The organism is Xanthobacter dioxanivorans (assembly GCF_016807805.1).
Lineage (GTDB): Bacteria > Pseudomonadota > Alphaproteobacteria > Rhizobiales > Xanthobacteraceae > Xanthobacter > Xanthobacter dioxanivorans.
Genome location: NZ_CP063364.1, coordinates 56,107 through 81,619 on the forward strand (window position 1 = coordinate 56,107; position 25,513 = coordinate 81,619).

The 25,513-nt window shown below is 65.9% G+C and carries 29 protein-coding genes; 9 read left to right on the plus strand and 20 right to left on the minus strand.

The window, feature by feature from the left end; all coding sequences use genetic code 11:
* Window positions 1–14 precede the first annotated feature (14 nt).
* From EZH22_RS30450 to EZH22_RS30520, 16 genes are all read right to left on the minus strand, one after another.
* Window positions 15–869: a hypothetical protein gene (locus tag EZH22_RS30450; protein ID WP_203197063.1), complete on the minus strand. Its 855-nt coding sequence runs from the start codon at window positions 867–869 to the stop codon at window positions 15–17.
* Window positions 869–1,921: a hypothetical protein gene (locus EZH22_RS30455; RefSeq protein ID WP_203197064.1), complete on the minus strand. Its 1,053-nt coding sequence runs from the start codon at window positions 1,919–1,921 to the stop codon at window positions 869–871. Before EZH22_RS30455 ends, EZH22_RS30450 begins: the two co-directional genes overlap by 1 nt.
* 33 nt (window positions 1,922–1,954) lie before the next feature.
* On the minus strand, window positions 1,955–2,560 hold the full coding sequence (locus EZH22_RS30460; protein ID WP_203197065.1) for a hypothetical protein: 606 nt from the start codon (window positions 2,558–2,560) through the stop codon (window positions 1,955–1,957).
* A complete protein-coding gene (locus tag EZH22_RS30465; protein ID WP_203197066.1) occupies window positions 2,557–2,883 on the minus strand; it encodes a hypothetical protein in 327 nt (108 codons plus the stop codon). Before EZH22_RS30465 ends, EZH22_RS30460 begins: the two co-directional genes overlap by 4 nt.
* A complete protein-coding gene (locus tag EZH22_RS30470) occupies window positions 2,880–4,304 on the minus strand; it encodes a secretion/conjugation apparatus DotM-related subunit (RefSeq protein ID WP_203197067.1) in 1,425 nt (474 codons plus the stop codon). Before EZH22_RS30470 ends, EZH22_RS30465 begins: the two co-directional genes overlap by 4 nt.
* A 6-nt stretch (window positions 4,305–4,310) precedes the next feature.
* Window positions 4,311–5,186 carry a hypothetical protein gene (locus EZH22_RS30475; protein WP_203197068.1) on the minus strand — a complete coding sequence of 292 codons (876 nt, stop codon included), beginning with the start codon at window positions 5,184–5,186 and terminating at the stop codon, window positions 4,311–4,313.
* A 71-nt stretch (window positions 5,187–5,257) separates the two neighbouring features.
* Entirely contained in the window at window positions 5,258–5,737 is a 480-nt protein-coding gene (locus EZH22_RS30480; protein ID WP_203197069.1) for a hypothetical protein, read from the minus strand.
* Between the two features lie 13 nt (window positions 5,738–5,750).
* Window positions 5,751–6,239 (minus strand): hypothetical protein, encoded by a 489-nt coding sequence (locus tag EZH22_RS32295; protein WP_231711636.1) that lies wholly within the window; start codon window positions 6,237–6,239, stop codon window positions 5,751–5,753.
* Complete coding sequence (locus EZH22_RS30485; RefSeq protein WP_231711637.1) at window positions 6,236–8,797, minus strand: hypothetical protein; 2,562 nt, start codon at window positions 8,795–8,797, stop codon at window positions 6,236–6,238. The genes EZH22_RS32295 and EZH22_RS30485 overlap by 4 nt, the downstream gene beginning before the upstream one ends.
* On the minus strand, window positions 8,797–9,081 hold the full coding sequence (locus tag EZH22_RS30490) for a hypothetical protein (protein ID WP_203197070.1): 285 nt from the start codon (window positions 9,079–9,081) through the stop codon (window positions 8,797–8,799). The genes EZH22_RS30485 and EZH22_RS30490 overlap by 1 nt, the downstream gene beginning before the upstream one ends.
* Window positions 9,078–9,341, minus strand: coding sequence for a hypothetical protein (locus tag EZH22_RS30495; protein WP_203197071.1), 264 nt, complete (start codon window positions 9,339–9,341; stop codon window positions 9,078–9,080). Before EZH22_RS30495 ends, EZH22_RS30490 begins: the two co-directional genes overlap by 4 nt.
* Before the next feature lie 11 nt (window positions 9,342–9,352).
* Window positions 9,353–10,603: a DotG/IcmE/VirB10 family protein gene (locus EZH22_RS30500; protein ID WP_203197072.1), complete on the minus strand. Its 1,251-nt coding sequence runs from the start codon at window positions 10,601–10,603 to the stop codon at window positions 9,353–9,355.
* 10 nt (window positions 10,604–10,613) lie between these two features.
* Window positions 10,614–11,552 (minus strand): DotH/IcmK family type IV secretion protein, encoded by a 939-nt coding sequence (locus EZH22_RS30505; protein WP_203197073.1) that lies wholly within the window; start codon window positions 11,550–11,552, stop codon window positions 10,614–10,616.
* A 133-nt stretch (window positions 11,553–11,685) separates the two neighbouring features.
* The gene (locus EZH22_RS30510; RefSeq protein WP_203197074.1) at window positions 11,686–12,393 is read right to left on the minus strand and encodes a DotI/IcmL family type IV secretion protein; all 708 of its coding nucleotides are present in this window, start codon (window positions 12,391–12,393) and stop codon (window positions 11,686–11,688) included.
* A complete protein-coding gene (locus EZH22_RS30515) occupies window positions 12,390–12,650 on the minus strand; it encodes a hypothetical protein (protein WP_203197075.1) in 261 nt (86 codons plus the stop codon). The genes EZH22_RS30510 and EZH22_RS30515 overlap by 4 nt, the downstream gene beginning before the upstream one ends.
* Window positions 12,651–12,655: 5 nt before the next feature.
* Complete coding sequence (locus EZH22_RS30520) at window positions 12,656–13,567, minus strand: thioredoxin domain-containing protein (RefSeq protein WP_203197076.1); 912 nt, start codon at window positions 13,565–13,567, stop codon at window positions 12,656–12,658.
* A 133-nt stretch (window positions 13,568–13,700) separates the two neighbouring features.
* On the opposite strand from EZH22_RS30520, the gene EZH22_RS30525 reads away from it, so the two are divergent.
* The gene (locus EZH22_RS30525) at window positions 13,701–14,234 is read left to right on the plus strand and encodes a hypothetical protein (protein WP_203197077.1); all 534 of its coding nucleotides are present in this window, start codon (window positions 13,701–13,703) and stop codon (window positions 14,232–14,234) included.
* A gap of 7 nt (window positions 14,235–14,241) precedes the next feature.
* Window positions 14,242–14,847, plus strand: a complete 606-nt coding sequence (locus EZH22_RS30530; RefSeq protein ID WP_203197078.1) for a MucR family transcriptional regulator — start codon at window positions 14,242–14,244, stop codon at window positions 14,845–14,847.
* Between the two features lie 108 nt (window positions 14,848–14,955).
* On the opposite strand, the gene EZH22_RS30535 is transcribed toward EZH22_RS30530, so the two are convergent.
* From EZH22_RS30535 to EZH22_RS30550, 4 genes are all read right to left on the minus strand, one after another.
* Window positions 14,956–15,426, minus strand: coding sequence for a hypothetical protein (locus EZH22_RS30535; protein ID WP_203197079.1), 471 nt, complete (start codon window positions 15,424–15,426; stop codon window positions 14,956–14,958).
* An 11-nt stretch (window positions 15,427–15,437) separates the two neighbouring features.
* Complete coding sequence (locus EZH22_RS30540; protein WP_203197080.1) at window positions 15,438–15,884, minus strand: MucR family transcriptional regulator; 447 nt, start codon at window positions 15,882–15,884, stop codon at window positions 15,438–15,440.
* A 24-nt stretch (window positions 15,885–15,908) separates the two neighbouring features.
* On the minus strand, window positions 15,909–16,139 hold the full coding sequence (locus EZH22_RS30545) for a DUF5320 domain-containing protein (protein ID WP_203197081.1): 231 nt from the start codon (window positions 16,137–16,139) through the stop codon (window positions 15,909–15,911).
* Between the two features lie 85 nt (window positions 16,140–16,224).
* On the minus strand, window positions 16,225–17,181 hold the full coding sequence (locus tag EZH22_RS30550) for a M23 family metallopeptidase (protein ID WP_203197082.1): 957 nt from the start codon (window positions 17,179–17,181) through the stop codon (window positions 16,225–16,227).
* A 416-nt stretch (window positions 17,182–17,597) separates the two neighbouring features.
* Between EZH22_RS30550 and EZH22_RS30555 the strand changes: the two genes are divergently transcribed.
* The 7 genes from EZH22_RS30555 to EZH22_RS30585 all read left to right on the plus strand — a co-directional run bounded on the left by EZH22_RS30555 (window position 17,598) and on the right by EZH22_RS30585 (window position 25,504).
* Window positions 17,598–18,311 (plus strand): ParA family protein, encoded by a 714-nt coding sequence (locus EZH22_RS30555; RefSeq protein ID WP_203196938.1) that lies wholly within the window; start codon window positions 17,598–17,600, stop codon window positions 18,309–18,311.
* Window positions 18,312–19,101: 790 nt separating this feature from the next.
* A complete protein-coding gene (gene topA, locus EZH22_RS30560) occupies window positions 19,102–20,871 on the plus strand; it encodes a type I DNA topoisomerase (RefSeq protein ID WP_203196939.1) in 1,770 nt (589 codons plus the stop codon).
* A 65-nt stretch (window positions 20,872–20,936) separates the two neighbouring features.
* Window positions 20,937–21,377: a hypothetical protein gene (locus EZH22_RS30565; protein ID WP_203196940.1), complete on the plus strand. Its 441-nt coding sequence runs from the start codon at window positions 20,937–20,939 to the stop codon at window positions 21,375–21,377.
* Window positions 21,374–21,976 carry a hypothetical protein gene (locus tag EZH22_RS30570; RefSeq protein WP_203196941.1) on the plus strand — a complete coding sequence of 201 codons (603 nt, stop codon included), beginning with the start codon at window positions 21,374–21,376 and terminating at the stop codon, window positions 21,974–21,976. Before EZH22_RS30565 ends, EZH22_RS30570 begins: the two co-directional genes overlap by 4 nt.
* 29 nt (window positions 21,977–22,005) lie before the next feature.
* Window positions 22,006–23,067 carry a helix-turn-helix domain-containing protein gene (locus EZH22_RS30575; RefSeq protein ID WP_203196942.1) on the plus strand — a complete coding sequence of 354 codons (1,062 nt, stop codon included), beginning with the start codon at window positions 22,006–22,008 and terminating at the stop codon, window positions 23,065–23,067.
* Entirely contained in the window at window positions 23,064–25,181 is a 2,118-nt protein-coding gene (locus tag EZH22_RS30580) for a DNA cytosine methyltransferase (protein WP_203196943.1), read from the plus strand. Before EZH22_RS30575 ends, EZH22_RS30580 begins: the two co-directional genes overlap by 4 nt.
* Complete coding sequence (locus EZH22_RS30585; protein WP_203196944.1) at window positions 25,178–25,504, plus strand: hypothetical protein; 327 nt, start codon at window positions 25,178–25,180, stop codon at window positions 25,502–25,504. Before EZH22_RS30580 ends, EZH22_RS30585 begins: the two co-directional genes overlap by 4 nt.
* The last annotated feature ends 9 nt before the right edge of the window (window positions 25,505–25,513 follow it).

Sequence of the window (25,513 nt, forward strand, 5' to 3'; positions counted from 1 at the left end):
CGGCGCCGGCCACGTCAAGCGAGCGTTGCGCCGAGCTCGGCCGCCGAACGGGCGAGCTGCATGGTGATGAAGCCGTGTTGCTCGTAGACCTTGGCCCGGGCGGGGCTGGTGACGGTCGCCGCCTCCGCCGCTCGAGAGGCCCATGCCGAGACGTGCTCCGGATTGAAATTGCTTCTCAACGCCGCGCGGATCTCCGCATCGGAGGTCGGCCAAATCCGGTTCGGACCCTGCGGTTTTGCCATGGCATACCCCGGCAACTGCTCGACATAGATCTTGAGAGGGCCGGAGACCTGGTCGAGCTGGAGGCGGGCGAAGTCGTGGGGCGCCTCCTCGCGCAGATTCACGATCGTGCCGTCGTGGCGCTCCAGGAGCCCGAACCAGATCAGGTTCTCGATCCGGTCCAGATTGTAGAAATCCAGCAGGAGCTGAGGATTGAAGGTCACATAGCCGCGGTCCGCCAGAAGCAACAGAACCGGCAGGATGGCGGCACTGAACATCGCCGCGCGCTCGGACCACACGTCGTTCCCATCCGGGACCACGCCATCAGACAACAGCCGGAACAGGCTCTCGCGCCTGGCATTTTCCTCCATGTCACCCAGGATGGACCCAAGGCCAGCGTTGCGCAGCTCCATCACGGAGGCCCACCGGCCGCTTGCGGCCACCGGAACCAGCCGGTAGGCCGAAGGCGTATTGTTCTCATCCCATGACTGGATGTGCTCCTCGGCCTCCGCCTCACCGGCGAAGATGGCCGCCGCGAACTGCCCCGCCGAGTCCAGCAGCGACCAGAAGCCGAGCCCCATGGCGTTTCCCAGATAAACCCCCCACTCCGGATGAACGATTACAACCATCGTGCTCATGTTGGTCTCCATCACATCGCTGGCGCAGGCGCAGGCTCACCCGCTTGATCCAGCGCATTTGCGTCAGCCACCTCGAAAAGCTGGTCAGTCATCATGCTGACGAAACCGGAATGGGCCATCACGTCGGGGAGGAAGGCCCACATCTCCAGCGGGGAAAGGGCGTGCGGTCCGGCCGTGAGCCAGATCTCCGCCCCTTGGGGCCCCCACGACTCCCGAAGGCCCGAGAGCGTGGCAACGTCATCGTCGGTTAGAGCCAGACGCAGCTCGACGGCGATCAGGATGCCGTGCTGAGTGACGGATCTCGATGCCATGGCCGCGACGAAGGCATAACGAGGGTCCGCGCCAGCATCGAAAATCATGGGAGACAGCTCGGACACCGCCTCCCTCTCCCGCTCCGACAACGCGGCGACGGCGTTGCCGTCTACATCGGTCAGGCGGCGACACCGTTCCTCGCGGTGAAACATCTGACCGGCTCGTAGATCGAGCGCGTGGGCCTCGCAGACCTCCGCAGCCGACGCGAAGGTCGTGCCCCAAGACACCGCCCCTTTCCAGCTGTCGGCCTCGTTGGTGTCCCACCAAATGCCGTCACCATCGCCGCCATGTTCCCAGCCGTAGGCTCGGGCGGTTGCCTCGGCGAGGCTCTTCTTCTCATCTTCCGCCGACGCCTGAGAGGACGCGGTAGATCCCACCGACTTAGCAATGCTGGCGATCAGCCGGCGGCAATCCCCGCCGGCCGGTTCGTCATTCTGATCGGCATAGCGCTCCAGATATTCGAGCGCTCTGTTGAGCAACGCTGTGCGTTCATCGACCGGCTGAGCTCCGGGGCTCTCGGACTTGGCCGCCGCCTCCCGCTCGAGGCGGATCTCCGTGAGCTCTTCCCAAGGCCGCGCATCGAAAACCCCGAACGCTCTCAGCTCATCGCGCTCACCCTCAAAGTCGGAGAAGGGGTTCTCCGACTGGCAGAACATCTCTGTGGCGGCCTCAACGGCCGCATCCCGATCCTCCGCTTCGACCACCACGGTGTAGCGGGACTTCTCTTCCAGGGTGACGGACATGGCGGGCATGCTTGCGCTCCGGATGGGCTGCGGCGGTTGGCGTCAGAGCGAGGGGCTTGAGAGCAAGGGCTCACGCTCCGGAACCGTGTCGGTGCCGCCGAGCCGGTCGGCGAGGCCCACGCCGGCGGCCAGTTGATCGGCCGCCTCGAAAGAAAGCTCGATTTCGCGCCCGCTGCCGGCTGCGGCGATCGCCCGTGTCAGGATCTCCACGGCCGCGGCCAGCTCGTCCCGATCCAGCACGGGGCAGACTTGTCCTGCATCGAGTACGCCACGCAGGGCCACCGCGGCGGCGGCGGCTTCCTCCACCGGCACGCACAAGAGGTCGTCGCCTTCGTCCACGAAATCGGACACGAACCAGTTGTTGATCTGGTTCACCGCATCGAACAGGACCGGGTTGGGCGCGCGAGGATCGCCGGGCAGCAGCGGCTCGGCGGCCTCATCGAGCTCGTGCGGCTCCCAATAGTTGGCGATGCCGGAGGGCCAGAACACTACCGAATACTGGACCGTATCGGCGCGCCCGATGACGCTGTCGATGATGCCGATCTGGCCCGCCGGCGCGCCGCGCTCGTTGTAGTCGCCGCTGTCCTGCACCGCGATCCGACTGACGAACCGGGCGTTCCTGGGAAGGGGGTGGGAGAATTGGGTCACAGCAGGCGCTCCTTCTCATCCAGCAGTCGCAAGAGGTGTTGTTGTGCGAGCCAGTCTTCAGGGAAGGCCTTCTCGCGCATGTAGGTGCCGGCCTGACGGTTCTTCACCCACTCGAACCCCACGACCGACAGGAAGGCGAGCCCCCGGCTCGGGCGAATGAGGGCGACCGGCGCGGCGTCGATGAACGCGGCGCGGCCGCGAGGCCCTGTCTTGAAGGAGAGGCGGCCCTGCTTGTGCCGCGCCACGATCTCGGCATCCCAACGCCCCTCGTTCACGACGATATGCGAGGGGTTGGTGAAGCCCTCCACGTGCATTGCGTTCATGCCGCCGTCTCCTGCTCCTCGCGCGAGAGCAGCAGGCTGTTCTTCACGCTGGCGTCGAAATGGGGGAGGCCATCAACATTGAGGACGTAGCGGCGCGCCTCACGCACCAGGGCCGCCGGCGCATCCTCGACGAACGGCTCCGGGATGGCCGCCCCGAGGCGGGTCTCGGCCCGGTAGTGCTCAAACAGGCCGGAGGCCTCGGCGCACGGCGTCGCCATCCCGACATAGATCAGGGAGCGCCACAGCGGCTGGTCGATAAACCGCATCCACAGGAAGCCGTTCGGCGGGAAGATGCCGGACTTGCGCGTCTCCTCGAGGGCGTGCGCGAGGACGCCGGCGATGAAGCCGCGCCGCGCCAGAACCGGGTCGATCGCGAGGCGCGCCTTCGGTTCATCCACGCCCGTGATCGGGATGCGCTTGTTCAGGTCGGCGATCTCGTCGGCCGTCGCACTGCCTGTGATGAGCAGGGGAAGGGCCAGGCGGGCGTTCTTCACGACTGTGAATTCCGGCGCCCGCTCCTGCAGGAAGGCGGCGAGCGCCACCGGCGGGTTCTCCGTAGCGAGGCCGTCGTGGATATCCAGCACCACTTCGCGGGTCTTCTCGGCCTCGACCGCCTTCATGATCTCGCGCCACACGTCGCGCATGTACTCATCCACGCGCTTGATGGTGGAGAGGAAGGCCTTCTCGTCCTTGCCGGTCATGGCGTTGATCCGCGCCAGCGTCGCATAGAGCACGACGGCGTGGTGCCAGGGCAGGTCGGCGACGATCGCGCTCACGTCATCGCGGGACGCCGTCAGGCGGGGCCGCGGTCCCGAGGTGTCGTAGCAGCGCAGGAACGGGTTTTTGGGGCCGAAGTTGGCGATGAGGCCGGCCCGGGCCTTCTCCAGGTCGAACCGGGGGAGGCCGCCCACCACCGAGATGGCGCCCGCCGAGCGCAGAAATTCCTGGGCCGTCATCGGCATGCCTGCGGCACCGCGGTCCTGCGGGTAGGCGCTCATGTCGAACCGCAGGAAGAACGCATTGTGGGGATAGAGCGGCGCCACCTTGCCCATGATGTCTCGATAGCTGGGCGGCTCATCGTGGGCGGTGAAATTGCCGATATGGGCGGCCCGCACCTTCTGCCAGGCAGAATAGCCCATCACGCCGATCAGGATCGAGAAGAACACCCCGAAGGGGATGCTCGAGAGAAAGAGAGACCAGAATTCGTAGCCACCCTTCCTTGGCACCATCGCGAAATAGCGCCCCCACCCGGTGAAGCTCCACAGTCCCACCGTCTCGACCAGGCGGCTGATCCGGTAGACCGGCCCCAGGACAGGACTCAGCACGAGCCACAGGATCGAACCCACGAAGGTTACGAGGGCCACAAGGAGGCCGGCGAGCAGCCATTCATTGAAGTCGCGGGGGGAGCCACCGTTCGCCATGATGCGTCACATCCCCATGCCGGCGGACGCCACGGGGACCGCATTGGACCCGGGCTCCCAGCGATTGTCGTAGGACCCTTGACTGGCCATCACGTTGTCGCTGATCCGCACCTCGGCGCCGTGCTCCTCGAGCAGGGCTCCGAGCATCGCCGTCGCACCATGTTCGACGCCGGCATAGGTGCCGGCCAGCAGGACGTAGGGGCGCTCCGCCGCGCCGAGCCCTTCCACGAGCCAGCGGCCCGCCGCTTCCATGTCCCGGCCCCAGGCGACGAAACCCGTGTCCATCGCGGTCTGGACGGCGCGCGCCAGGTGCCGCTGACCGATACAGTCGGATTCCTCCAACAGGCGGAGGCTGTCGCCGTTGTGGAGCACCACCACTTCCGCGCCGGCGCCGAGTTCCAGCTGGATGTCGTGCGCCTGGTCGTGCATGGCATCGGCGGTGATGTCGTAATCCGGCCCATGGTCCTTCAGGCCCTCCACCAGATCGCCGGGATGAACGATGACGACCAGGGGCCGCTCCACGTGAGCCTCGGCCTTCACGAGGGGCTGGACGCCGTCCAGCGCCCGGTTCTCCCGCTCGAAGCGGTCAAAAGCCCGCACGAAAGGCCAGTAGTCCGCCATCCGAGCGCTCGCCAGCGGTTCGTTCGGCAGCCGGTGCGGCTTCGCGCGCGGATGCCCCGCATAGGCGTCGGCGCTCCGCACCGCCTCCTCGTGAGCCTCCTGGTCGGTCCAAATGTCGGGGTTGGTCGAGATCCCCTCCACGCGATCGGCCCACGCCCCCCAGATCTCCGAGCGCTCCTCCCCGCCCTCTGGCGAGTAGGTGTACGGCGCGAGGCCGCAGTCCTGCGCCAGCTTGTCGATCGTCGCACGGTCCCGGTCCATCACACCTCTCCATCATCAGATCGCAAATGCAGGGTGGCGGCGGCCGGCCCGAGCCGGCCGCCGGCCCAGGATCAGCCGGTCGCGAAGTTGGTCGTGGCGCCGACGATGATGCCGATGATGGTGAGCAAGGCGCCGATGGCGAGACCGGCGACGGAGGCGCCGACGTTCTCGCGGCTGTTCTCGTTCTGCACCGCGTCGTAGAGCTTCTTGCCGCTGACCGCCGCCAGGATGAGACCGACCACGCCAGCGGCGATGGCGACGATCGTCGCGATGTTGCCGCCGAACGTCGTCACCGACGTGGTGTTGAGATTGGAGCTCGAGGCCGTCGAACGGGCCGTCTTCAGGAAATCGAGCGGTGCGGCCGGATCGGTGGTCGAGGTCTGCGCCGCCGCCGGCAGGGCGGAGAGGCAGACGACGCTGGCCGACGCGAGGCACCCGTAATAGGCGTGCGCCACGCGGGCGCGCGCAGCGGCGAGCGAGCCCGCCGTGCTCCGGATGGCGGGCGGATCGCCGGCCGCACTGAACATCTCGGACTTCAGGCCGAGCAGCATGTGGATGCTCCTTCTATTGGGCTGCAAGTAGGGTGGTGGGTCTGCCACTTGGGCGCTCGCCGCTTCCGGCAAGTAGTTCTCCCATGATCTGATCGACGATGATCTTGGGAATTCGTGTGTCCGTATCAGTTGTAGAGGCCTGTACCCGCTCCCAATGCTCGATCGCCGACGCATCGGGGTATCGCTGGGCAAGAATGCGCAAGGCTTCATTGACCGAGACGCGCCGATACAGCTCGTCGCGCACCAGGCGGTCTTCCTTCTTGGTGGTCAGGGCCCACAGCAGGCGCGGTCCCATCAGATTGGTCATGACCGCCCAGCGCTCTTCCTCCCGGAGCATGTACCGGACCAGGAAGCTCGCCCCGCGACCCTTCCGCGGGCCATGCACGTGGCGTTCGAGATCCTTCTTCACCGCATCACTGAAGCCGAACACGCTCCGCGCCTCCTCGCGCAGTTGCTGGCTGTCGGCATTGAGGATCATGACGGTGGATGCCATGTCCTTCATGCCCTTGAAGTCCTCGAGGAGCTGGGAGACCAGGATGATCTCGAGGCCCCACTTTCGGCCCTCGCGAGCGTCGGAGCGCACCAGCCGGGCGATGCCTTCGGTCCCGCCGGTGAGGTGGTATTCGTCCATGGCAAGACGCTTGGGCGTCTCGGCAATGTCGTCGTAATGCGCCTGCCAGTACGCCTCATAGACCCCGCGGAGGTCTCCGGACGGAAGCGCCATGGACCGGATTTCCTCGGCATACCCGCCGATCTTGGACAGGAAGGCCTGTCGGGCCGCCATGAAGAACAGGCTGTTGTTGCGGTCGGCCTCCTCGCTCTTGTAGCGCTGGACCACGTCCTGCAGGTCGATCGACATGATCCGTGCCTCGCCAAGATCGAGGCGCGAGACGTTGGAAAAGATCGGGTACTTCTCGACGGCGCGTTCGATCGACCGCTGCGCCATCTGCACGAGGAGGGGGGGAAGTCCTCCCGGATCATGCTTTCGCTGAGAATGGCCGACACATCCTCAAGACGCGGCATCGCATAGCGCTGCGCCCGCATGGCCAGCATCGGCTTGCCGGCCAGCATGAAGCCATCGACAAGTTGCCACCACTTCGTCCTGTCCCGCAGGGGTAGGTCCAGCTCCTCGGCATGGCGATCAAGCTCAGGCTCTATGCCGGCCTGCCAGGCGTTTGCGGCGTTCGTGAACTCGAGGTCCGATTTCGACTTGTAGAGGCGACTGATGACACGCGTGATGAGCTGTTCCGAGAGCTCGGTGCCGGGGCCGCGCAGGCCAAACAGGGTCGAAAGGAAGTTCTCCACGAAGGCCGATTCACGCGGGAGCGGATACCGGCGACCGAGCCCCAGATCCAACGGGTTGATGGCGTGATGCGTGGCGTTTTCGAGACGCACATAGATCGCCTCGTGCTGACGCCCCTCGGGCAGGGCATTCTTCACCACTTGGATGTAGCCGCTCGACGACACCCCCACGTCGATGATGGAGATGAAGGGGAGCCTTCGCCCTCCGCTGTACGCGGTGAAATCATAGTTGAGGCGGTTGAGCAGCACCGACTTGCCGGAACCCGGGGTCGCATAGATCAGCGACAGCCAGAAATTCTGGTCGGCCGAGAAGGCCTCGTGGGGCATCAACTTCCCGTCTGTCGAAAGGAAGACCGACTCCCCTCGGCTGAAAATCGGTGCCGTCCGGTGGAAAGGCAGCATCGCGGCGGCGTGAGACAGGGGCGCAAGCGTTGCCGGCGGCACCACGGCGCGCATCGTCATTCCGGGCACCGTCTCGGCGAGGGCCCGCATCGGATTGTGGGGCGCCTCCATGACCAGGGCGTCGCCCCAGCTCATGAGGGCGCGCACCAGGTAGCTCCGGCGCTGTTCAAGGATTTCCGGCGGCTCGCCCGGCTCGACCCACGTCGTGGCGATGATCCGGGCCTTGCACACGGTGTCCATATCGCGCTCGTGGATCTCCTGCAGGGTGCGCAGCGCCTGGAAGAGGTTCTTGGTAGTCGGGCTCGTCCAGCTCGCCAGGCCGGCGAGCACCTTGCGCAGCCCAAAGCCGCTGGCGCCCTCGATATCCTCGAAGTGGAACGCGATGCGGAACGGCATGCCGGCCGCCCGATGGTTCACGATCGAGGCGATGAGCTGGTTGAAGTGCTGGAGGATCTTCGGAAAGACCGAGACGGCGACCACGGCATAGTTGCGGCCACCCATGGCGATGTTGCGCAGGTTCGCCGATGCGATGGCGCCGCTCGAGAGGATCTGCTGCGCCACCGGCGGCGAGAAAAGCTCGCTGGTGTCATCATCCATGGTCGCCTTCGCGCCCGGATACGTCCGCTCGGTCGGGCCGAAGGGCGACCAGCCGTCCGGCGTTTCGTGGTAAAGCACCGCCTTGCGGATCTCGGTGAGATCGCGCCGGCGGCCGTCCTCGTCCGGGCCGAGAACACTGACCCTCAGACCGGAGGACTCGAGGGCGTCCACCACTTTCCGCACGGCGGCGGCATGTGGGCCGCTGAGGGCCGCCAGGGCCAGCTGGGAAGGCGTGGCATTGCGCGCCGGCGGCATCGTGCGCCAGCGCTCCGCGTTCTCGGCTCTTTCCCGCTTGACCTCTTCAGCCAGGGCCGCCTTGGGCGAGGTCCAGACCGCCATCAGGATGCGCTCCCGGCGCGCGGCGCGCCGGATGATCGCTTCGCCTTCGTCGGTCACGGCCTCGACGCCGAGCTGCTTCAGGTCGGAATTGCGGCGCTGGGCGCCTACGAAGCGCTCCAGATCGTCCTCGATATTGGCGGAGCTTTCATAGGAGATCGTGAGGGAGTGGCCGGCCCGCTTGAGGAGCTGGGAGACACCGCCAACGAAGTGGATCTGGATCGCGGTCTCGAACTCTTCCCCGGACATGATGGTCCGAACGCCCTCGATTTCGATCAGGGTGCAGTCGGACGCGTCGTGGCCGTAGAAGACCGGCTCCGTCTCGGAGAAGCCAGCGACATCGCAATACCGATCGACCGCAGCGAAGCCCGCACCGCGGCGGGAGGCCTTGCTGCCGAAAAGACTGCCGAACAGCCCTGCCATCAGCCCTCCTCCTCGATCAGCACGATGAACTGCGTCCGCGCCTCTTCGCTTGCGTCGAACCGCGGCGACGTAATCCCGACCGTCTTGGTGATGAAGTCCGTGAGGATGTGCGCGCGCAGCTCCAGATCCCGGATGACATAGAGCTTGCTCTCTCGAGCCCCATCCTGGGCGGAGAGCGCCGCGATGGTGAGCTCGAGCCGCCGTCGCACGACGGGGGTCAGGCCAGGCAAGTAGGCGCCCGGCCGGGGGTCACGTCCGGCCTCCCCGGATGAAGGAAGGGTCATGATCCCGCTCCCACGATCAGGAGGGAGGCCTGGCCGGCGATCACTGCGACGATGGTCAGGCCGGCACCGCAGGCAAAGGCCACCAGCCACCCGCCCGGGGCGCCGTCGCCGTTCTGGATAGCCTGGTAGATCTTGAAGAGGGCGAAGGCCGCCATGGCGAGCCCCACTGCGGCCAGCATCACCACCAGCATGGTGAGCAGGTTGGGCATGTCGTCGATCAACCCCTGCAGGATCGACGGGAGCGTTGCCGATGTTCCCAAAGCCCCCTCCCCTACTGCTTGGTTTCAGCGGCGCGCGTGATGGCGGCCGATCGCTGGATCTGGTCGATGGGGATCTGCAGCGGCTCGATGAACACGATGCCGAGGCCCATCGCCGGCGGCGAAGAGATCGTGTTCGGCTTGTTGAACTGCTGGGCCGCGGCGTTCGACAGAGCATTGCCAACCGGCTGCAGAGCGGCCAGGCCCGCCTGCAGGAGCGTAGTCGGTGTCGAATTCGACACGTAGGTCCCGCCGCTCGTGACGACGTAGCCCTGATTATTCTGGACCAGCTGCTGGCCCACCTGGCCGGCGCCCTGGATCAGGCCGGCGACCAGGAGCCCGGAGTAGCGCTCGAGATAGTGGTAATCGACGTTCTGGGCGACGCCGGTCCTGCCGTCCGTCTCGGTGATGCCAATCCCCTTGATCGGCACCTGGTAGCCGCTGGGCATAATCAGCGAGCTGAAGGTGACGGCCGCCTGTTCGCGGTTATAGGTGATCTGCCCCAGAACGCGGGCGCCGTGGAGCGGCCCGACCGCCTGGCCTTCGCGATAGTCGAAGATGGTGGCGAAGATGGGCGCCTGCGGATCGACCGAGTTGAACCCGCGATCCAGCGTGGCATAGGCCACGTCGCCGCTGCGGGCGGCAAGGACTGCGGGCCCAACCGCGCCGCGGCCACCCTGAGCGTAGCCGCTGCCGCCGGCAACCGCGGCGCCCGAGCCGGCGGCCGGGGCGGGCTGCTGGAAGCTGCGAAGCACGAACCCGCCATCCATAGGCTTGAGGACGGACGTGATCTGGCTTTCGACCCGCTTGCGCAGCTCCTGGTCGGCGAGCGGCTGCGGATAGGCGTAGATGATGGTCGGGCCCTGCTGCGCACCAGCGCCTGAGTAGGTGGCCTGTTGCTGGACCGGCGGCACCGGCGCAGCCGTAGACGAGGTCGTCACCGGAGGCGGCGGAGCCGGCGGCGGCAGGTCCTCACCACGGCGGGGGGCTTCGGACGCCATGATGACGGGCGGCGCGACGTAGCTGCGCTCCTTCGCTTGCGCGGCTTCCGCGCTCTGCGCGTTGGTGGTCGCCCGCTTTGTCGCCTCGCTGGGTGACACGGGCGCCATCGTGTCGTTCTTTGCGACGGGCGCTCCGCCAGCCACCTTGGAAGACGCGACGCCGCCGAGATCATCCCGTTTGCGATCCGTGGCGACATACACCGTGGCGAATAGAACCACGACCGCAGCCGCGGCCCCGGCGAACTTGAGCTTACCGAGCTTCACGGGCCTCTCCTCACAGTCCGATCGTCACAGGGCGCTCTTCGCCGCCGTCGAGCACGACGCGGACGCGAGCCATCGGGGTATTGAAGCGCCAGATGAACTGGCCATCCGTGCCGGCGCCCATGGCGTCGTAAGCCGGGTTGATGACCGTCACCGGCCCCCGGAGATAAAGCCGGCCGTTGTAGAGCCAGGCCGACACCTCGCGCAGGTCCGTCCGCACGGGCTGCGCGCCCTTCGGCGGCACACCGGTCAGAAAGGAATCGAGCTCAGGGTCCACACCAGGAGGGACAGCCGGCACCGTGTTGTAGGCACGGATCAGGGCCCGGCTCTTGCGTTCGGTCTCATCGATCCGAGCCTGCGCCACGGTCTCCGGGGATGCCCCGGTAAGTCGGACCGTCACGGGCAGGTCCATCTTGCCGGTGCCGAACCCGCTCTGGGCGAGCAGGACGATGGGCGTGCCCAGCCCCTCGAGCGAGACCGAGATGTTGCCGAACGTCTGGTACCTGCAGGGCATCAGCGTGATCGTCGTCGGCCGCTCACCGGTCAGCGCGGCCGGGGCCTGCTGCTGGTTGTTCCCGCACCCGTTGCCATCCTGCGAGAAGGTACGCGGGTCATAAGCGACGCTGGCGATGGGCCAGGGCTTGCCGCGCTTGTCGAGGAAGGTGATGGGGGTCACGACGCCGATGGCGAGGGTGATCTTGTCCGGGACGCGCTTCGAGGCGTCGGCGATCTGGATCACGCGCGGTTCGGCTTCGGGAAGCGTGTCACGCGAAAGGCCAGGCCAGTTGGCGGCCGATTGGGCATTGATGCCCCGGTCTCGCAGATCCTGCACTTCTCCGGGGGTGAGGATGGCCCCCGCCGCGTCCCGCACCACGGCGCCGCGCACCGTGTCCAGTTCCTGCTGCGTAAGCTGCCTGGGGGCATGTTCCCGGGCTGAGGGCTCGGCGAGCACACATACCCCGGCGGACAGGCGTACATGATCTGCCCCTGAGGTGAATTCGCCTGCTGCTGGGCGCTTCCCGGCCCGGAGGCGGCGAGCAGGAACCCCGATGCGAGCAGGGCGGCGCGCGATGTGGTGCTCATCGTCATCGGTTGATCCTCGGCACGTTCAACTGGTTCATCTGCCCTGTGAGCAGCTGGGTGGAGGTGACGGCGTCGATGGCGACGCCGTTCGGGTTGATGGGGGAAGGCTCGACGCGGACGATGGTGAACGTCAGGAGCCGGTTCTCCCGCTTCGAGTCCGCGTTGGTCTGGTAGTAGATCGTCGTGGGGACTTCGACCTCCCAGAAGTACCGACCGCCCTTCTTGCCCTCCGCGGCAATATTCGGGGGCGCCATGGTTACGGCTGACACCACCTGATACTGGTCTACGACCTTCTGGACGATGCCGGTGCTCGAGAGCACCGACCGATATTCGTCACGCCCATGGGGTGTGAAGAACTTGTCGAGCGCTGCATTGATGAGAACCCGCCAGTTGGCATAGTCGAACGTGTTGATCTGCACCGCCGCGGTTGCCGCGAGATCCTTGAGCCGGGCCTGGCTCACGCTGGGCTCGTCCAGCGGCGTGGCGGCGCACACCGCGTTCGCGTCGGAAGTCCACAGGAACTGCTTGACGGGGAAACGCCAGATGATCGCGTAGCCCAGCAGGAGGTTGAGGATGATGCTGAAGAACAGCCCCGCACCGAGCACGCTCATCATCGACCACAGGTACTTTTTGAGGGTCTCGCGGACGTAGAGTTCCTCCGAGATCCGCTCCTTCGACTTGTTTCCGGACAAGGTCTCTCTGGCGCTCATTGCGCACCTCCGCTGCGCGCGCGAAAGGGAGTGGCCTGGCAGCCGGCGACGCCGCCATCCGCCACAAAGGGCAGTGCATCGGCCGCGGCAACGATGCGTCCGGCCAGAACGACGTTGATGAACACGGAGGCCACCAAGGCTCCGAGCAGGATCGAGGCGGCACCGCCGAGCCGTATGACGCCGGCGGCCGCAGCCGATGGTGGCTGCGGCAGGCGATCAGACGGAAATCCGAAGGATGGGAACCTGGGCACGGCCACGTGCGTCACCCCCGATAGATGCGGGTGAGCTTGGCGAGAATGTCCGGGTCGTAGCCGACGTAGATCGTGACCTGCCCATCCGGCCGCGGCACCAGAAACGTGGGAACGCCCAGCTGGGGGCTCCCGGCCGATTTCAGCATCTGCGTGATCTGCGCGAAGGCCTCAAAAGAGCCCCCGAGCTGCGCATCAAGTTCGGGCGACGGCCCGGCGGCAGGGAGGGCGTCGCCGCCGAAGGACTTCTTGAGTGCCAACCTGCGATCTGGCGCCTGCAGGATCGACCGGGCGCGCGCATTGCCATCGGCCACATCTCCGAGGGCCGCCACCGGTATCCAGTTGACCGGTAGCTTCCCCGCCAATGCGTCATAGGCCTTGTGGCAGTACGGGCAGCGTGGATCGAAGAACACCTGGATGGCCTTCGCCGGCGGAACGGCCTGGCCGTCGAAATCCTGGACCGAAGGCAACTTCGCGATCAGCTCGAGCACGCGCCCCGAGACCTCGGCGTCGGTGAGGAGCCGCGCATTCGGGTCGTTGGTGGCGACCAAGGCATTGGCGGCCGAAGGAGCCTGCGGCGCTTCGGGGGCGCGGACCAGCGCCGGCGGCGCGGCCGGCGGCGGCGCAAGGCGCGGTTCGGCGGCATAGGAACCGGGAGTACCGTATGCGGGCGGAACATAGGCGCCCGGAGCACCGCCATAGGCCGGCTGAAAGGACGGCGCCGGGCGCTCGTAATTGCGGTTGTGCGCTTCCGAGCCCTTCTCCCACGGACCGAACGCGTAGATCGCCAACCCCACCGCGACCACGGACGGCAGGACGGAAGTCAGCCAGCTCAGCTTGACCTTGATGACGAATTCACCCTTGCCCGCCCCCGGAGACAGAGGGAGAGCGACGGGCTCGACGGCGTGCGGATCAGCTTGCGACATGAGCACTCCAAGCGGTTAGCGCTGTTCAGCCTTGTTTTTATCCGATATTCGCCACCTGTCCAACCGTTCATCAACGTTTATCATGTCTATGCGCGCCTTTGCGCGCGTCTAAATTGTCACTGAGGCCACCTCAATGAAGCTGCTGCCGCCCTTACCGCGAATCGGCCTGCTTGCCGCCGTGCGCCGCACGGAGCTTCGTATCGAACGAATGAAGGGCCGCGCCGGGGTCTGCCCGGCGTGCGGAGAGCTGATGCGCCTCGACACGGACGGCGCAGAATCGCATTGCCCAAATCAGTCGTGTGAATGGGGGCCTTCCGGTGCAACTGGACGGACATCCCCGCAGCTTCGTCGCGATCTCCAACAAAATCAGTCGGTTAACCGCTCCATTGTGGTGCGAAAACACCGTTCCTTAGCGAGCGGGATCGTGTTATCCATGTGTTCGGTGATGATCGCCGGTTCGCTGTGGGCCATGCACACTCGATCTGGATCAACGATGGTCATCGTCCTCGTGTTGCCGTTTTTGATGCTCCCACTCGCTCTCAAGTCGTGGCTTGACGCATGGAGGCTCGATAACGGATACCGAGGAATGCCGCTCGCGCGTGCCATACGTGGCTTGATCGCCCAATGTATCGGTGCTGGACAGGGGAGTGCCGGTCGAAAGGAATGAGGACTCTATGATCGACACCTCGACTTCCTTGAAAAGAAGGAAGGACCAGGCGGACCTGAATGACGTGGTGCTGAGGTTGAAGGCCTGGTGGCGGGGCCAAACCTCCCTCACACGGGAGGAGACGATGGCTATCGTCGAATTCCAGCTGTTCAGCACCGATGAGGACAATGTCAGGGATCTGGTTCCGGCCCATGCCGGTCAGCCGCAGTTCCCGGACCTGTCCAACGGGTCGGCGCAGCAGCCGGAGCCACCCGAAGCTCTCGAAGGGTCCTTGGCCGGAGCATCCGTTGACGAACGGATTCGCAAAACCGTCTACAAGGACAGACTTTACTGCCTCGAGTGCGGGAAGCCGTTCAAGATCCTGCGGCGCCACCTGCGCCAATCGCACAATATGTCCCCGATCGACTACGTGAACCGCTGGGGCCTTCCTTACGATTACCCCATGGTGGCGGAGGATCATCATAACGCTCGGCAGGAGCAGATGTTCAACACCATCAAGAAGCGGGGTTCGCCGCTGGGCATGCGTCCCGCGGCTGGCTCGGAAGAGGCGGGGGCCATCAAGACCGAGAAGAAGCCGCGTGGCAGAGCCGGCGGCCGCAAGAGCGACGATTGACGCTGTTTCTGCACCGCCCTTACTGGAGGGCGGTGCAGACATTCGACAGCCCGACCGAAATGCCGAGGGTGTTCGTTAGGATCGTCGAAACGTCCGTGATGAAGAACGTCAGCACTCCCCCACGAAATAAAGCATCGGCGAACCTGAGCGCTGGGCCATTCCCCCGCCGGATGCGTTGTCGTGGAGGATGGCGCCAGCCTTGAACCACGCGATCACGCCCACGAGCATGAACAGGTACGACACGGCCACTCTGATCTGGTCGCAGTAACTGGTGCCCGACGAGCTCGAATAGTTGAAAAGGGCCTCCGTGTTCGTCCCGCCGGCAACGAAGGTGTTGGCCGCGATCCACAGCAGTGCAGGCGCCACGATCATGGCGCCACCCAGCATCAGGCGGATGAAGCCGCCGAAGATGCTCGGCTGCCGGTTGGAGAACCGGTTGTCGCCGGCCGCGAGGATGTAGATGTCGATCATCCCTCGGCCCGAGACCCAGACGCCGAAGATCGCGCCGAGCAACAGCGTCAGCTGAACGCCAAGAGTGAAGCTCGAGCTTGCGTTGATGAGAACCTGACCGAGATCCAAAGTCCCCTCCCCTATTCCGGAGCGCCGCCGGCGGCGGCAGCAGGAGCAGCCTCGTTGGACTCCTGCCGGCTGCGCGCCCTGGTAGCGGCCGCCCTGGCCTTGTCGGCTCGCGAGGCGGAAAAGCTCGGAGCGTTCATAGGATAGGACGCTGGCAGGCCCCACTTTGCCCGGTAGTCGGCCGGGGTCATGCCCATCGCCGTGAGGTGCTTGGTCAACGTGAGGAATTTGCGGCCCGTCTCGAGGCAGACGATGTGGTCAGGAAAGACCGACTTGTCGATGGGGACGGCGGGAGTTGGCCCCTGCCGCCCCTGGGGAAGGTCCGCCTTCTTCAAAGCCGTGTGGACGGCTTCAACGAATCCCGGCAGATCGCTCGCATTGAGCGGGTTCTTCTGCAGGAAGGCACAGACGATATCCTTCGCATAGGTGAGGACCGTCAGTTCGGAGTTGGACGTTGGCATTGTTGGTTTTCTCGTGGGATGCCGTTATTTGAGCGCCTTGGGCGCCGCTGCTTTCTGCTCGATCACCTCCAAGCGTTCCTCCAGGTCTTTGACCCGCTGAAACAGCTCGTCGATCCGGGTGTCCCTCGGATCGGCCTCGGGCATCGGCGCCACATAGGCGGCGCTGGGCGGCGGCGCTCGATATGAGAAGCCCGGCTGACCGGGCTTTGAACCGACCTCGGACGCGGGTCCCGCGGCCGCCGGCGGCACGCCCATCAGCACCGCACCGGCAAGAGCGAGAGCGAGCCCGGCACACCGCCGACTTCGGGGCACCCTCTCCCCTGCCCTCCTCCCGTAGTCACTACCGTGTCGCCCCATCCACCTCCTCCACCAGCAAATGCGCCATCGCGCTGTCCATTTGGGCCTGGTAGGCCAGCGCTGAGGACTGAGCCGTCTGCGCGAGCTCAGCAGTGGTCTGCTTCGCAAGCTCCACGACGACGCCGCGTCGCTCCTGGCCGGCCATGGTTGCAGCGAAGCCCTCGCTTCCCGATCTGTTGGTGGACTGGCTATCCAGGGCCGCGTCGGATGAGCCAGTGCCCGTGGTGCTGGCAAGACGAGGGTTCTCGAAGGTCGTTTGGTCAGGCGAGCAGGTTCGGGGGAGGGTCTGGCTGCGCCACCCGCCCATCTGGGGCCCATAGACAGCCGGCTGGCCGCCTGAGCCGTCAAACGGGATCTGGTGGTCGAGGAACGGCTCGGGGTTCACGAGGTACCACGCGGTGGGCATCGCGCTCTTGATCTGGTCCGCCGTCAAAGGCGTGCCAGATTTACCGGCCCCTTCGCGCCAGACACGCCCTGCAGCGCCGCTCGCCTGCAACGCATCGCCTCGCATCATCGCGCCCAGGTGGAGATGAACCGGACAGTTCGCGAGTCCCGAACATCCCATCTCGCCGATCTGCTGGCCTGCCGACACGTTCTTGCCGTTCAGCTCGGTCAGGACACGGCGCATGTGCATGTAGAGAAATCGCATGTCGCCTGACGTGACGGTCGCATAGTTGCCGGCGCCGCGGGCCTGGTAGCTGAAAGAGACCGTGCCGTTGGTCCCCGACAGGATGGGATCGCCCATGCCTGCACTGTTCGTGATGTCGAGGCCCTGATGCCAACCGGCGGAGGCTCGTCCAGTACGGTCCACCCCGTAGGGTGAGACGATCTTCTCTCCACCGCCCGAATTGGTGCGGTGGACGAGACAGGTCGCAGCTTCGGCGACGCCGATGATTGAGACCGCGCCGGCAAGCGCTATGATGGCCGAAATTGCTCGCATGGTAAGCTTGAATTTAACGGGTTCATCGCGGCGATCAACGGCTTATGTGTCGCTTATCGCTGCTGATCGTATTTTATTGGCAGTCAGCGGTTTCGCCACGGGGGCCTAGTCGAGGACCTGGCCGCTCCGTGCCTGCCACCTGCCCGGCGCGGATATGTTCGCATATCGTCGGATATCCTGGAAATATATCCATAGCTAGCCCACCTTTCCGATATTGCCCACCATTCCCATATTGCCAACCTTGCCTAGATTGGCGGGCTTGCCCGCCTTGCCTAGGTGGGCCGCCTTGCCCAGCTCGCCAAGGCGGCCCACCTTGCCGAGATTGGCAAGACAGTATAGATTGGCGAGCTAGGCTAGGTTGCCTAGCTTGCCTATCTTGCTGGCTCGCGGAGCGGGCCGTTACCGGAGCGCATGGAATGGCCGTGATCGTCTTCGCCAACTCAAAGGGCGGCGCCGGGAAATCGACGACCGCGCTGGTCGTCGCCTCAACCCTGGCCGAACAGGGCCTGCGGGTTTGCATCCTCGACTGTGACCCCAACCGCCCGCTGTCGGCGTGGAAGGCGCTCGCCAAGACCAAAACGAACCTGGTCGTCATGGACGACGTGACGGAAGAGAACCTGTTCAAAGTCATCAAGGAGGTCGCGGACCCGAGAGCAGGGGGCTACGACCACGTCATCGTGGATCTTGAGGGAACGGCATCGCTTCTGGTCTCGCGTGCAATCTCTCGCGCCAACCTGGTCATCATCCCCATGCAGGCGTCGCCGCTGGACACAGATCAGGCGGCCCGGGCGACGAACCTGATCGTGCAAGAAGAAGAGCACCTGGAGCGTCCCATCCCCTATGTCGTCGCGTTCACCCGGACATCCACGGCGATCGCGACCCGGATCGAACGGACCGTCCGGCGGGAACTGCAGGACGCACGCATCCCCGTGCTCGACACACATCTGAATGACCGAGCGGCCTTCAAGCAGCAGTTCCTGGACGGCCTGACGATCTATGAGCTCGATTCCGAGCACGTGAGCAATCTCGCCGCGGCTCAGAAGAACGCACGGCTCTTCACCGCCGAAGTCATGACGGCGCTGACGGGAGAAAAGTTCGACGCCGAGGCTGTTATGGAAGAGGTCGCATGATGAGCGACAGTCCGCGCTTCAAATTCGCGACGAAACCCGTCGTCGCCCCACCGCCCGAACCCACGCCGGAACAGGCAGCCAAGCTCGATGAAGTCGCGCGCCAGGCCGGCTTCCAAAGCCGGCAGCCGGCCAACGACCTGGAAAAGACGACCAGCACGCCCCCGAGAGGCGGGCAGCACCCGCCGCCCCGCTGCTTACACCTAAAAAGCGTGTATCCAGACGCGATCCCGACATGCCCTCTCACCAAGTGTACGTCAAAGGACCCATGGATCGCGTCAATCGCTTCGTCACCTACTGTGACGAACACAGATTGACCTATATCGATGCCATTGACCAACTTCTCGACATGGCCGAGGGCAAGTCAAAGTAAGCCTTGCGAAGAACCCCTTCAGCAAACGAAAGGCGCCCAACCGGGCGCCTTTTTTGTGGCCCCACGCCCCCTATTTTACCAATCGTTATCAACCGTTGATAACGGTTCACAACGGTTGCAAACGAAACCCCGCCCGGCACTCCGGCCTTCACCGGGGCAATGCTCCGTAGCGGTCTCGCAACCCCAGCGCCAAAAAAATGGCGGAGCCGAAGCTCCGCCAGTGGTTGCGCAAGAAGGGGAAACGCTCAGAGGTCCGGTCACTCCAATTCTCGAGGGGCGGTCAGGTGAGTCAAAAACCGCACAACACCTCAGCAATCAAACAATCGCGGCCTCATCGCGCCTTGTCAACACGCTTGTGCAGACTTATGCATGGTTTATCATCGTTTATCGCCCTTCACGGGCCCATGCGCGAGCGATGCAATGCGACTGCTCATTGTCGAAAGTCCGAATAAAACCAAGAAGATACAGCAGTTCCTCGGGGACGGTTGGACGGTGGCCGCGAGCTTCGGCCATATTCGTGACCTGCCTGTGGACGCGGTGGGCGTGAGCGCGCCCGATTATCGGCCCAGCTACATTGTCCCCCCGAAGAGCAAGGATCACGTCCAGCGCCTGCGGCAGCTGGCGGAAAGGGCGACCGAAGTCTTCCTTGCTACCGACCCGGACCGCGAAGGCGAGGCCATCTCCTGGCACATTCAGCAGGCGTTGAAGCTCAAGGCGCCCAAGCGGGTCACGTTCACAGAGATCACGGAGAAGGCCGTCACCGCGGCCGTTCGCTCCCCCCGCACCATCGACGATGACCTAGTGCGCGCCCAGGAGGCGCGACGGGTTCTTGATCGCCTCGTCGGATATGAGGTCTCTCCCATCCTCACCCGGGCCGTGGGGACCGGAGCAAGCGCTGGCCGAGTCCAGAGCCCTGCCGTTCGCCTGGTAGTGGACCGCGAAGAGCAGATCGAGAAGTTCCGCGAGACCAAGCATTTCGGCGCCCGCGTCGTGTTCGACGGCGGCGCGTGGAACGCCGAATGGGACACCAAGCCCTTTCTGAAGGCCGGCGAGGAATATCTTCTCGACAAGGGCCGAGCCGCCCTGGCGGCAGGTTGCCGGGATTTCAAGGTCATCAGCAGCGAGAAGAAGCCAGTCCAGCGCCAGCCGCCGGCGCCGTTCACCACATCGACCCTCCTGCAGGCCGCCTCGGCCAGGCTGGGGTTTAAGCCGGAATATACCCAGGGCCTTGCCCAGAAGCTCTTCGAGGGCGGGCACATCACCTATCATCGGACCGACAGCCAGAACCTGTCCGACGAGGCGATCGCCGAGATCCGCGCGCTCGCTGCCGACCGCGACTGGCCGCTGCCTGCTTCACCGCGCAGATGGGGATCGCGCGAGGGCGCGCAGGAGGCCCACGAGGCTATTCGGCCGACGCATTGGGAGAACGAAGCCGCCGGCGACGATGCCGACCAGCAGCGCCTCTACGCCCTTATCTGGCAGCGCGCGGCGGCGTGCCAACTCGCAGCGGCGGAGTATTTCGCGACGACGAACGTGCTCGATGCGGAGAACGGACCCGACACGTATCGATTCACGGCGCGCGGACGCGTGCTCAAGGCGCCGGGCTTCCTCGTGCTCACCATGAAGGATGGCGACGAGGAAGAGGACGACGGCGACAAGGGCGGGGAGGGGAGCGGGGGTGCCGTGCCCATCCTGCAGCCCGGCACCAGGAAGACAGCAGACAGCGGCGAAGTTCTCGCCAAGGCGACCAAGCCGCCGGCCCGGTACACCCAGGCAACGCTCATCAAGGAGCTCGAGAAGGAAGGCATCGGCCGGCCGTCCACCTACGCCTCGATCCTGGCCACGATCATCACCAAGCGGCAGTACGTCGCCGAGCAGAAGAAATACCTCGTGCCAACCCCTCTGGGGCGCATGGTGGTGAGCGCTCTCAAGGGCAAGTTCTCATTCGTCGAGCTCGCCTTCACCCGCGACGCGGAGGAGCAGCTCGACCAGATCGCCCAGGGCAAGGCCCAATACCAGCCCGTGATCGCCGGCATGCACGCACGCCTGCACCAGGAAATGGGCGCCATGGGTTACGACCCCAACGCACCGTTCCCCCCTCCGAAAAGCAGGCCTCCTTCGCTCGGAAAATCGCCGAGACCGTTGGACTGCCCCTCTCGGAAGACGCCCTGGCCAGTGCGGCACTGCTGAAGGCCTTCATCGACGCCAACATCGAGAAGTACAACGGCGTCAAGGATGCCGCCTTCGCCCAGCGCATGTCCGCCGAGCCGGCCTCCGAGAAGCAGATCGCTGTGATCCAGAAGGCGATCACAGAGGGGCGAGCAGACGCGCCCGAGGGTTGGCCGTCCGTTACGAAGCTCACGGCCTCGAAGCTCCTGGACCAAATCATGGGTTCGGGCGGGGGCGGCGGCGAGCGCAAGGGCTCCTCGAGCGGCGGCCGCAAGGGCGCCGCCGCCGGCAAGAGTGCAGGCAAGGGCAGGGGAGGGGGGCGCTCGGCCGGCGGAGCCGCCGCCTCGTCCACCCGATCAACCGGTGAAGCCCGATATGCCTCGGACAAGCAGATGGACCTGCTGCGCACCCTTGTCGGCGACAAGAAGATCCCGGCCCCGGCCGGCTGGCCGGACAAGGTCCTCATGTCGGACGCCAGCACCGCGCTCGACAAGGTTTTCAAAAGCAGGAAGGGAAGCTCGAAATGAACGCGGTTCAGGCCGTGTGGCCGGCGCCGGCGCGCCGGTCCTTCGGACAACGCCTGCTGAAGGCGTCGCCCCTGGTGATGAGGACCGAGCAGGTGGCGGAGGCTCGGCCGCCCCGCTGCGCCTCCTGCTGGAGCTCAGACATCCTCCTCGTCGAGCAGGGCCGGCTCGTGATCCCCGGATTGCCGTCCGAGCTTCACGGCCGCGTCGAGGCCTCCTTCACCGACTATGGATGCCCCTCCTGCGGCGCGCACTCGCACCAGCTCACGCTGGCCTGCGTGAGCGTGCCCGATCCATGCGGCATCGGACACTGCTCCCCCGAGGACCTGGTCCAGGAGCCCGACGCCACCGAGCATTTCCTCGCAAGCGCCGAGAGCGGCGAGGAATGGTCCATCACCCGGCGACACTACCGGACCGGGCAGATGGCGTGTGGCGGTGCAGCGCTGCTGCCGCGCGGGCCGTTCGTCGCGGATCTGCACCGCTTCGGACCTCTCAAGGGAACCATGCGACGCCTGGGCACCAGCGCTGGCGCCATCAAGCTCATGGAGCGTCTTGCTCCGGCGGCCGAGCGCTTTTTGCACGCCCAGCCGTCTAGCCGCTGAAAATTTACGTGTAGCCGGGAGAACCCACCATGCTCTCATCCCACAACCGACCGCTCGCTCTGCAGCCGGATGATCCATCCGCAGGCCTGACTGCCCAGGAATTGCGGGCGCGTGCCCGTGAAGTGCATCAGCGCCTCCGCCCGGTGCAAACGCCTCGCGTCCGCCCGAGGGCGGCGGTCCCGGTTGCCCGCCCCCTTCCGGAGCTGATCGTGCGGGGCATGCAGAACGACGCAGCCCTAGCGGCGATCGAAATGCTGGCGGCGCGCAAGATCCCGGGGCCCTTGTACATCTGGGGCGGGCGCGGTCTCGGCAAGACCACGATCGCCCAGGCCTCGGCGGCGATCTGCCCCGCGGCCAAGGTCATTGACGATGCGGATCGATGGCACGAGATCGCTGCATGCGCATTGATCGATCGGGGTCCGCTCATCCTGACCGGACCGAGGCCGCCGGGGCAGCTCGAGCAAGGCGAGCTGGGCACGTTGCTGACCCACGCCCTGGTGGTGGAGCTCCGCCCGTTCGATCGGGACTTCGCCCTGGCGCTCGCCACCAACATGATTACCGCCCAGCAGTTGCACACCCCCAGCCTTCAGGTTCCGCCCGCGGTGCTCGATACCGTGGTGAATGTCCCCGACCTTGATGGCCACAAGCTGGCTGGGCTGCTCAAGGGTCTCGCCTTTGCCGCGGCGCGCGGAGAAGAGCTGACGCCGGCCACTGTGGAGCGCCTGCGCAACGACCTCATCGACCCGCACGCTGTCGACTCGCGCATCACGATCCGTCTGATCCAGCGCGTCGTGGCGGAGCATTTCGGCATCACAACCAGCGTCCTCATATCCCATCGTCGGCACAAGACCATCGTTGAGCCGCGACAGATCGCCGTGGCGCTCTGCAAGCGCATGACGCCCCGGTCCATGCCGGAGATCGGTCGCATGTTTTTGCGCGACCACACCACCATCCTGCACGCAATCCGCAAGCTCGATGGCCTCGAGGTCAGCTCGCCGGAGATGCGCAGGCTGCTGGCCCTTCTGGCCCAGAAGGTGCGCCGTCAGGCCGATGCCGACGCCATGGCCCGCTACGCAAGCGAGGACGCATGACCATGCAGATGGATCTCGTGAGAGAAATCCGCGTCGGCTACATGGCCTGCGGCTCGGGCTTCGGTGCCCATGGCTTCCGGAAGGGCGATGCCCGGGTGGGAAACCTGCGGGCGAAATTCCGCAACATCGGCGGAATCGACAATGACCCGGCGGCGATCCGCGATTTCGAGCGCTTCGCCGGCGTTAAGGGCACGCTGCTCGACCTCATGTCCCTCGAGCAGTACCGGGATTTTCACGGCCACGAACCGCCCCCGGGCTGGCAAGAGATCACGATCGCCGACGTGCATCGCGCCATGGGCTACGAGCGGCCCCACATCTGGTTCACGTCGTCGCCCTGCAAGGGGTTCTCCGGCCTCCTTTCGGAGCGCCTGTCCCTGTCGCCGAAGTACCAGGCCCTCAACGGGCTGGCGCTGCGCTCCATCTGGCTGGCGCTGGAGGCCTACAAGGACGATCCGGCGGAATTCTTCTTGTTCGAGAACGTGCCCCGCATCGCGACGCGCGGGCGCGGCCTGATCGACCAGATCATTGCCCTGCTCGAGGCCTACGACTACGCCGTCGCCGAGACGGTCTACGACTGCGGCGAGCTCGGGGGCCTGGCCCAGACCCGCAAGCGCTACCTGCTGGCGGCACGCCACCGCAAGAAGGTCCCGCCCTATCTCTACCAGCCCTCGAAGCGCCGTCTGCGCGGTGTGGGCGAGGTGCTGGATCTTCTGCCCCTGCCCGGTGATGAGCGGGCCGGCCCCATGCACCGCATGCCGGCCCTGCAATGGAAGACATGGGTTCGCCTTGCCTTCGTCGAGGCTGGCTCCGACTGGCGCTCGCTCAATCGGCTTCGCGTCGAGAACGGCCACCTCGCCGACTTCGGCATCTTCCCCGATCGGAGCTGGCGCGATGGCACGCTCGGCGTGCTCCCGTGGGACGCCAGCAGCGGCACGGTCACGGCGCAGGCCGAGGCCACCACCGGCCGGTTTTCGGTGGCGGACCCGCGCACCAGCAGCAGCTGGGAAGGGGCGGGTTTCCTCGGCGTGAAGGAATGGGACAATCCCTCGGTCGCGATCAGCGGCAACGGCCGGCCCGGCGCCGGTGCATTCAGCATCGCCGACCCGCGCGTGAATGGGCATGCGAAGTCCGTTCAGCTCGGCGTGCGCCGGTGGGAAGATCCCGCGCCGGTCGTGAAGGGCGACGTGTCGGTGGGCACCGGACCCTATGCGATCTGCGACCCGCGCATCCCCGGTCCGCCGCGCTTCAACAACGTGTTCCGCATCGTGCCCTGGAACAGCACCGCGCCGGCGGTGGCCGGGCCGGGCGGCCCTGCAGGCGTCCTCGCCGTCGCCGATCCCCGCACCGGCGGCACCGAGGCGACCCACACCAACAAATTCTCGGTGGGTGGCTGGGACGAGCCCGCATCCGCCGTGATCGGGACCAACCGCGGCCCGGGATCAGGGGCGGGGTGTGTCGCCGATCCGCGCGCCGCCGCCGGCTTCGGCGGTGGCGGCAAGTATCGCGTGACCCATTACGAGGAGCCCGCCGGCAGCGTCATCGGTGCCAGCACCACGGGGCAGGGGGCTTTCGCCGTGGCCGACCCCCGGCCCACCGGCCTGCAGAGCGAGACCCGGAGCGCGCACAGCTACAACAGCCAGGGCCATTACGGGGTCATGGGCTGGGCTGACACCAGCGTCGCCGTGCCGGGCTACGCCAAGTATGACCGAGGCAAATGGTCCGTTGCGGACCCGCGCACGCCCCTGCAGGACGCAGGCGCTGACGAATGCCCCGCTGCCCTGCCTCAGCCCAATGATCGCCTGGTGGCGGTCATCCACGCTCAGGATGGCACCTGGCACAGGCCCTTCACTACCCTCGAGCTCGCCGCCCTGCAGTCCCTCTTCGATCCGGAGGAGTGGCAGAGCTTCGAGATGGACGGCAAGTCCGACAGCGCTTGGCGCGAGCGGATTGGCAATGCCGTGCCGCCGGCGGCGGCGCAGACCCTCGCCGGCGTCTTCGGCCGGACCCTGCTCCTCGCCTGGAGCGGGGAAACCTTCCTGCTGTCGAGCGACCCGATCTGGGTCCAGCCCCTGACGATCGCCCTTTCCGTGGACACTCCGGAGCTTGCGTCATGACAACGGCTTCACGTTCCCGCCGGCGCTGGTCCGCCACCGCCCTGGACAACGACATCATCAAGATCCTGTCGGATCGCACCGATGCCATGACCTATGTCATCCGCAACATCCTGGCCAAAGGCAGCTTCCGTAAGCCTGGCTCCGACCTCAGCGAGTGGCACGGGATCACCACCGCCCGCGTGCTCACGGCGTGCCGGCGCCTCCAGCGCGCCGGCGACCTCGAGGAGGAGGCATCGAACTATCTCACCCAGAAGTGCTGGAAGCTTTCGGCCGCCGGCCGCGCGCGCGCCGCCGGCAGCGCTCCGGCAGCGGCTGCGGCTTGAGGAGACGGC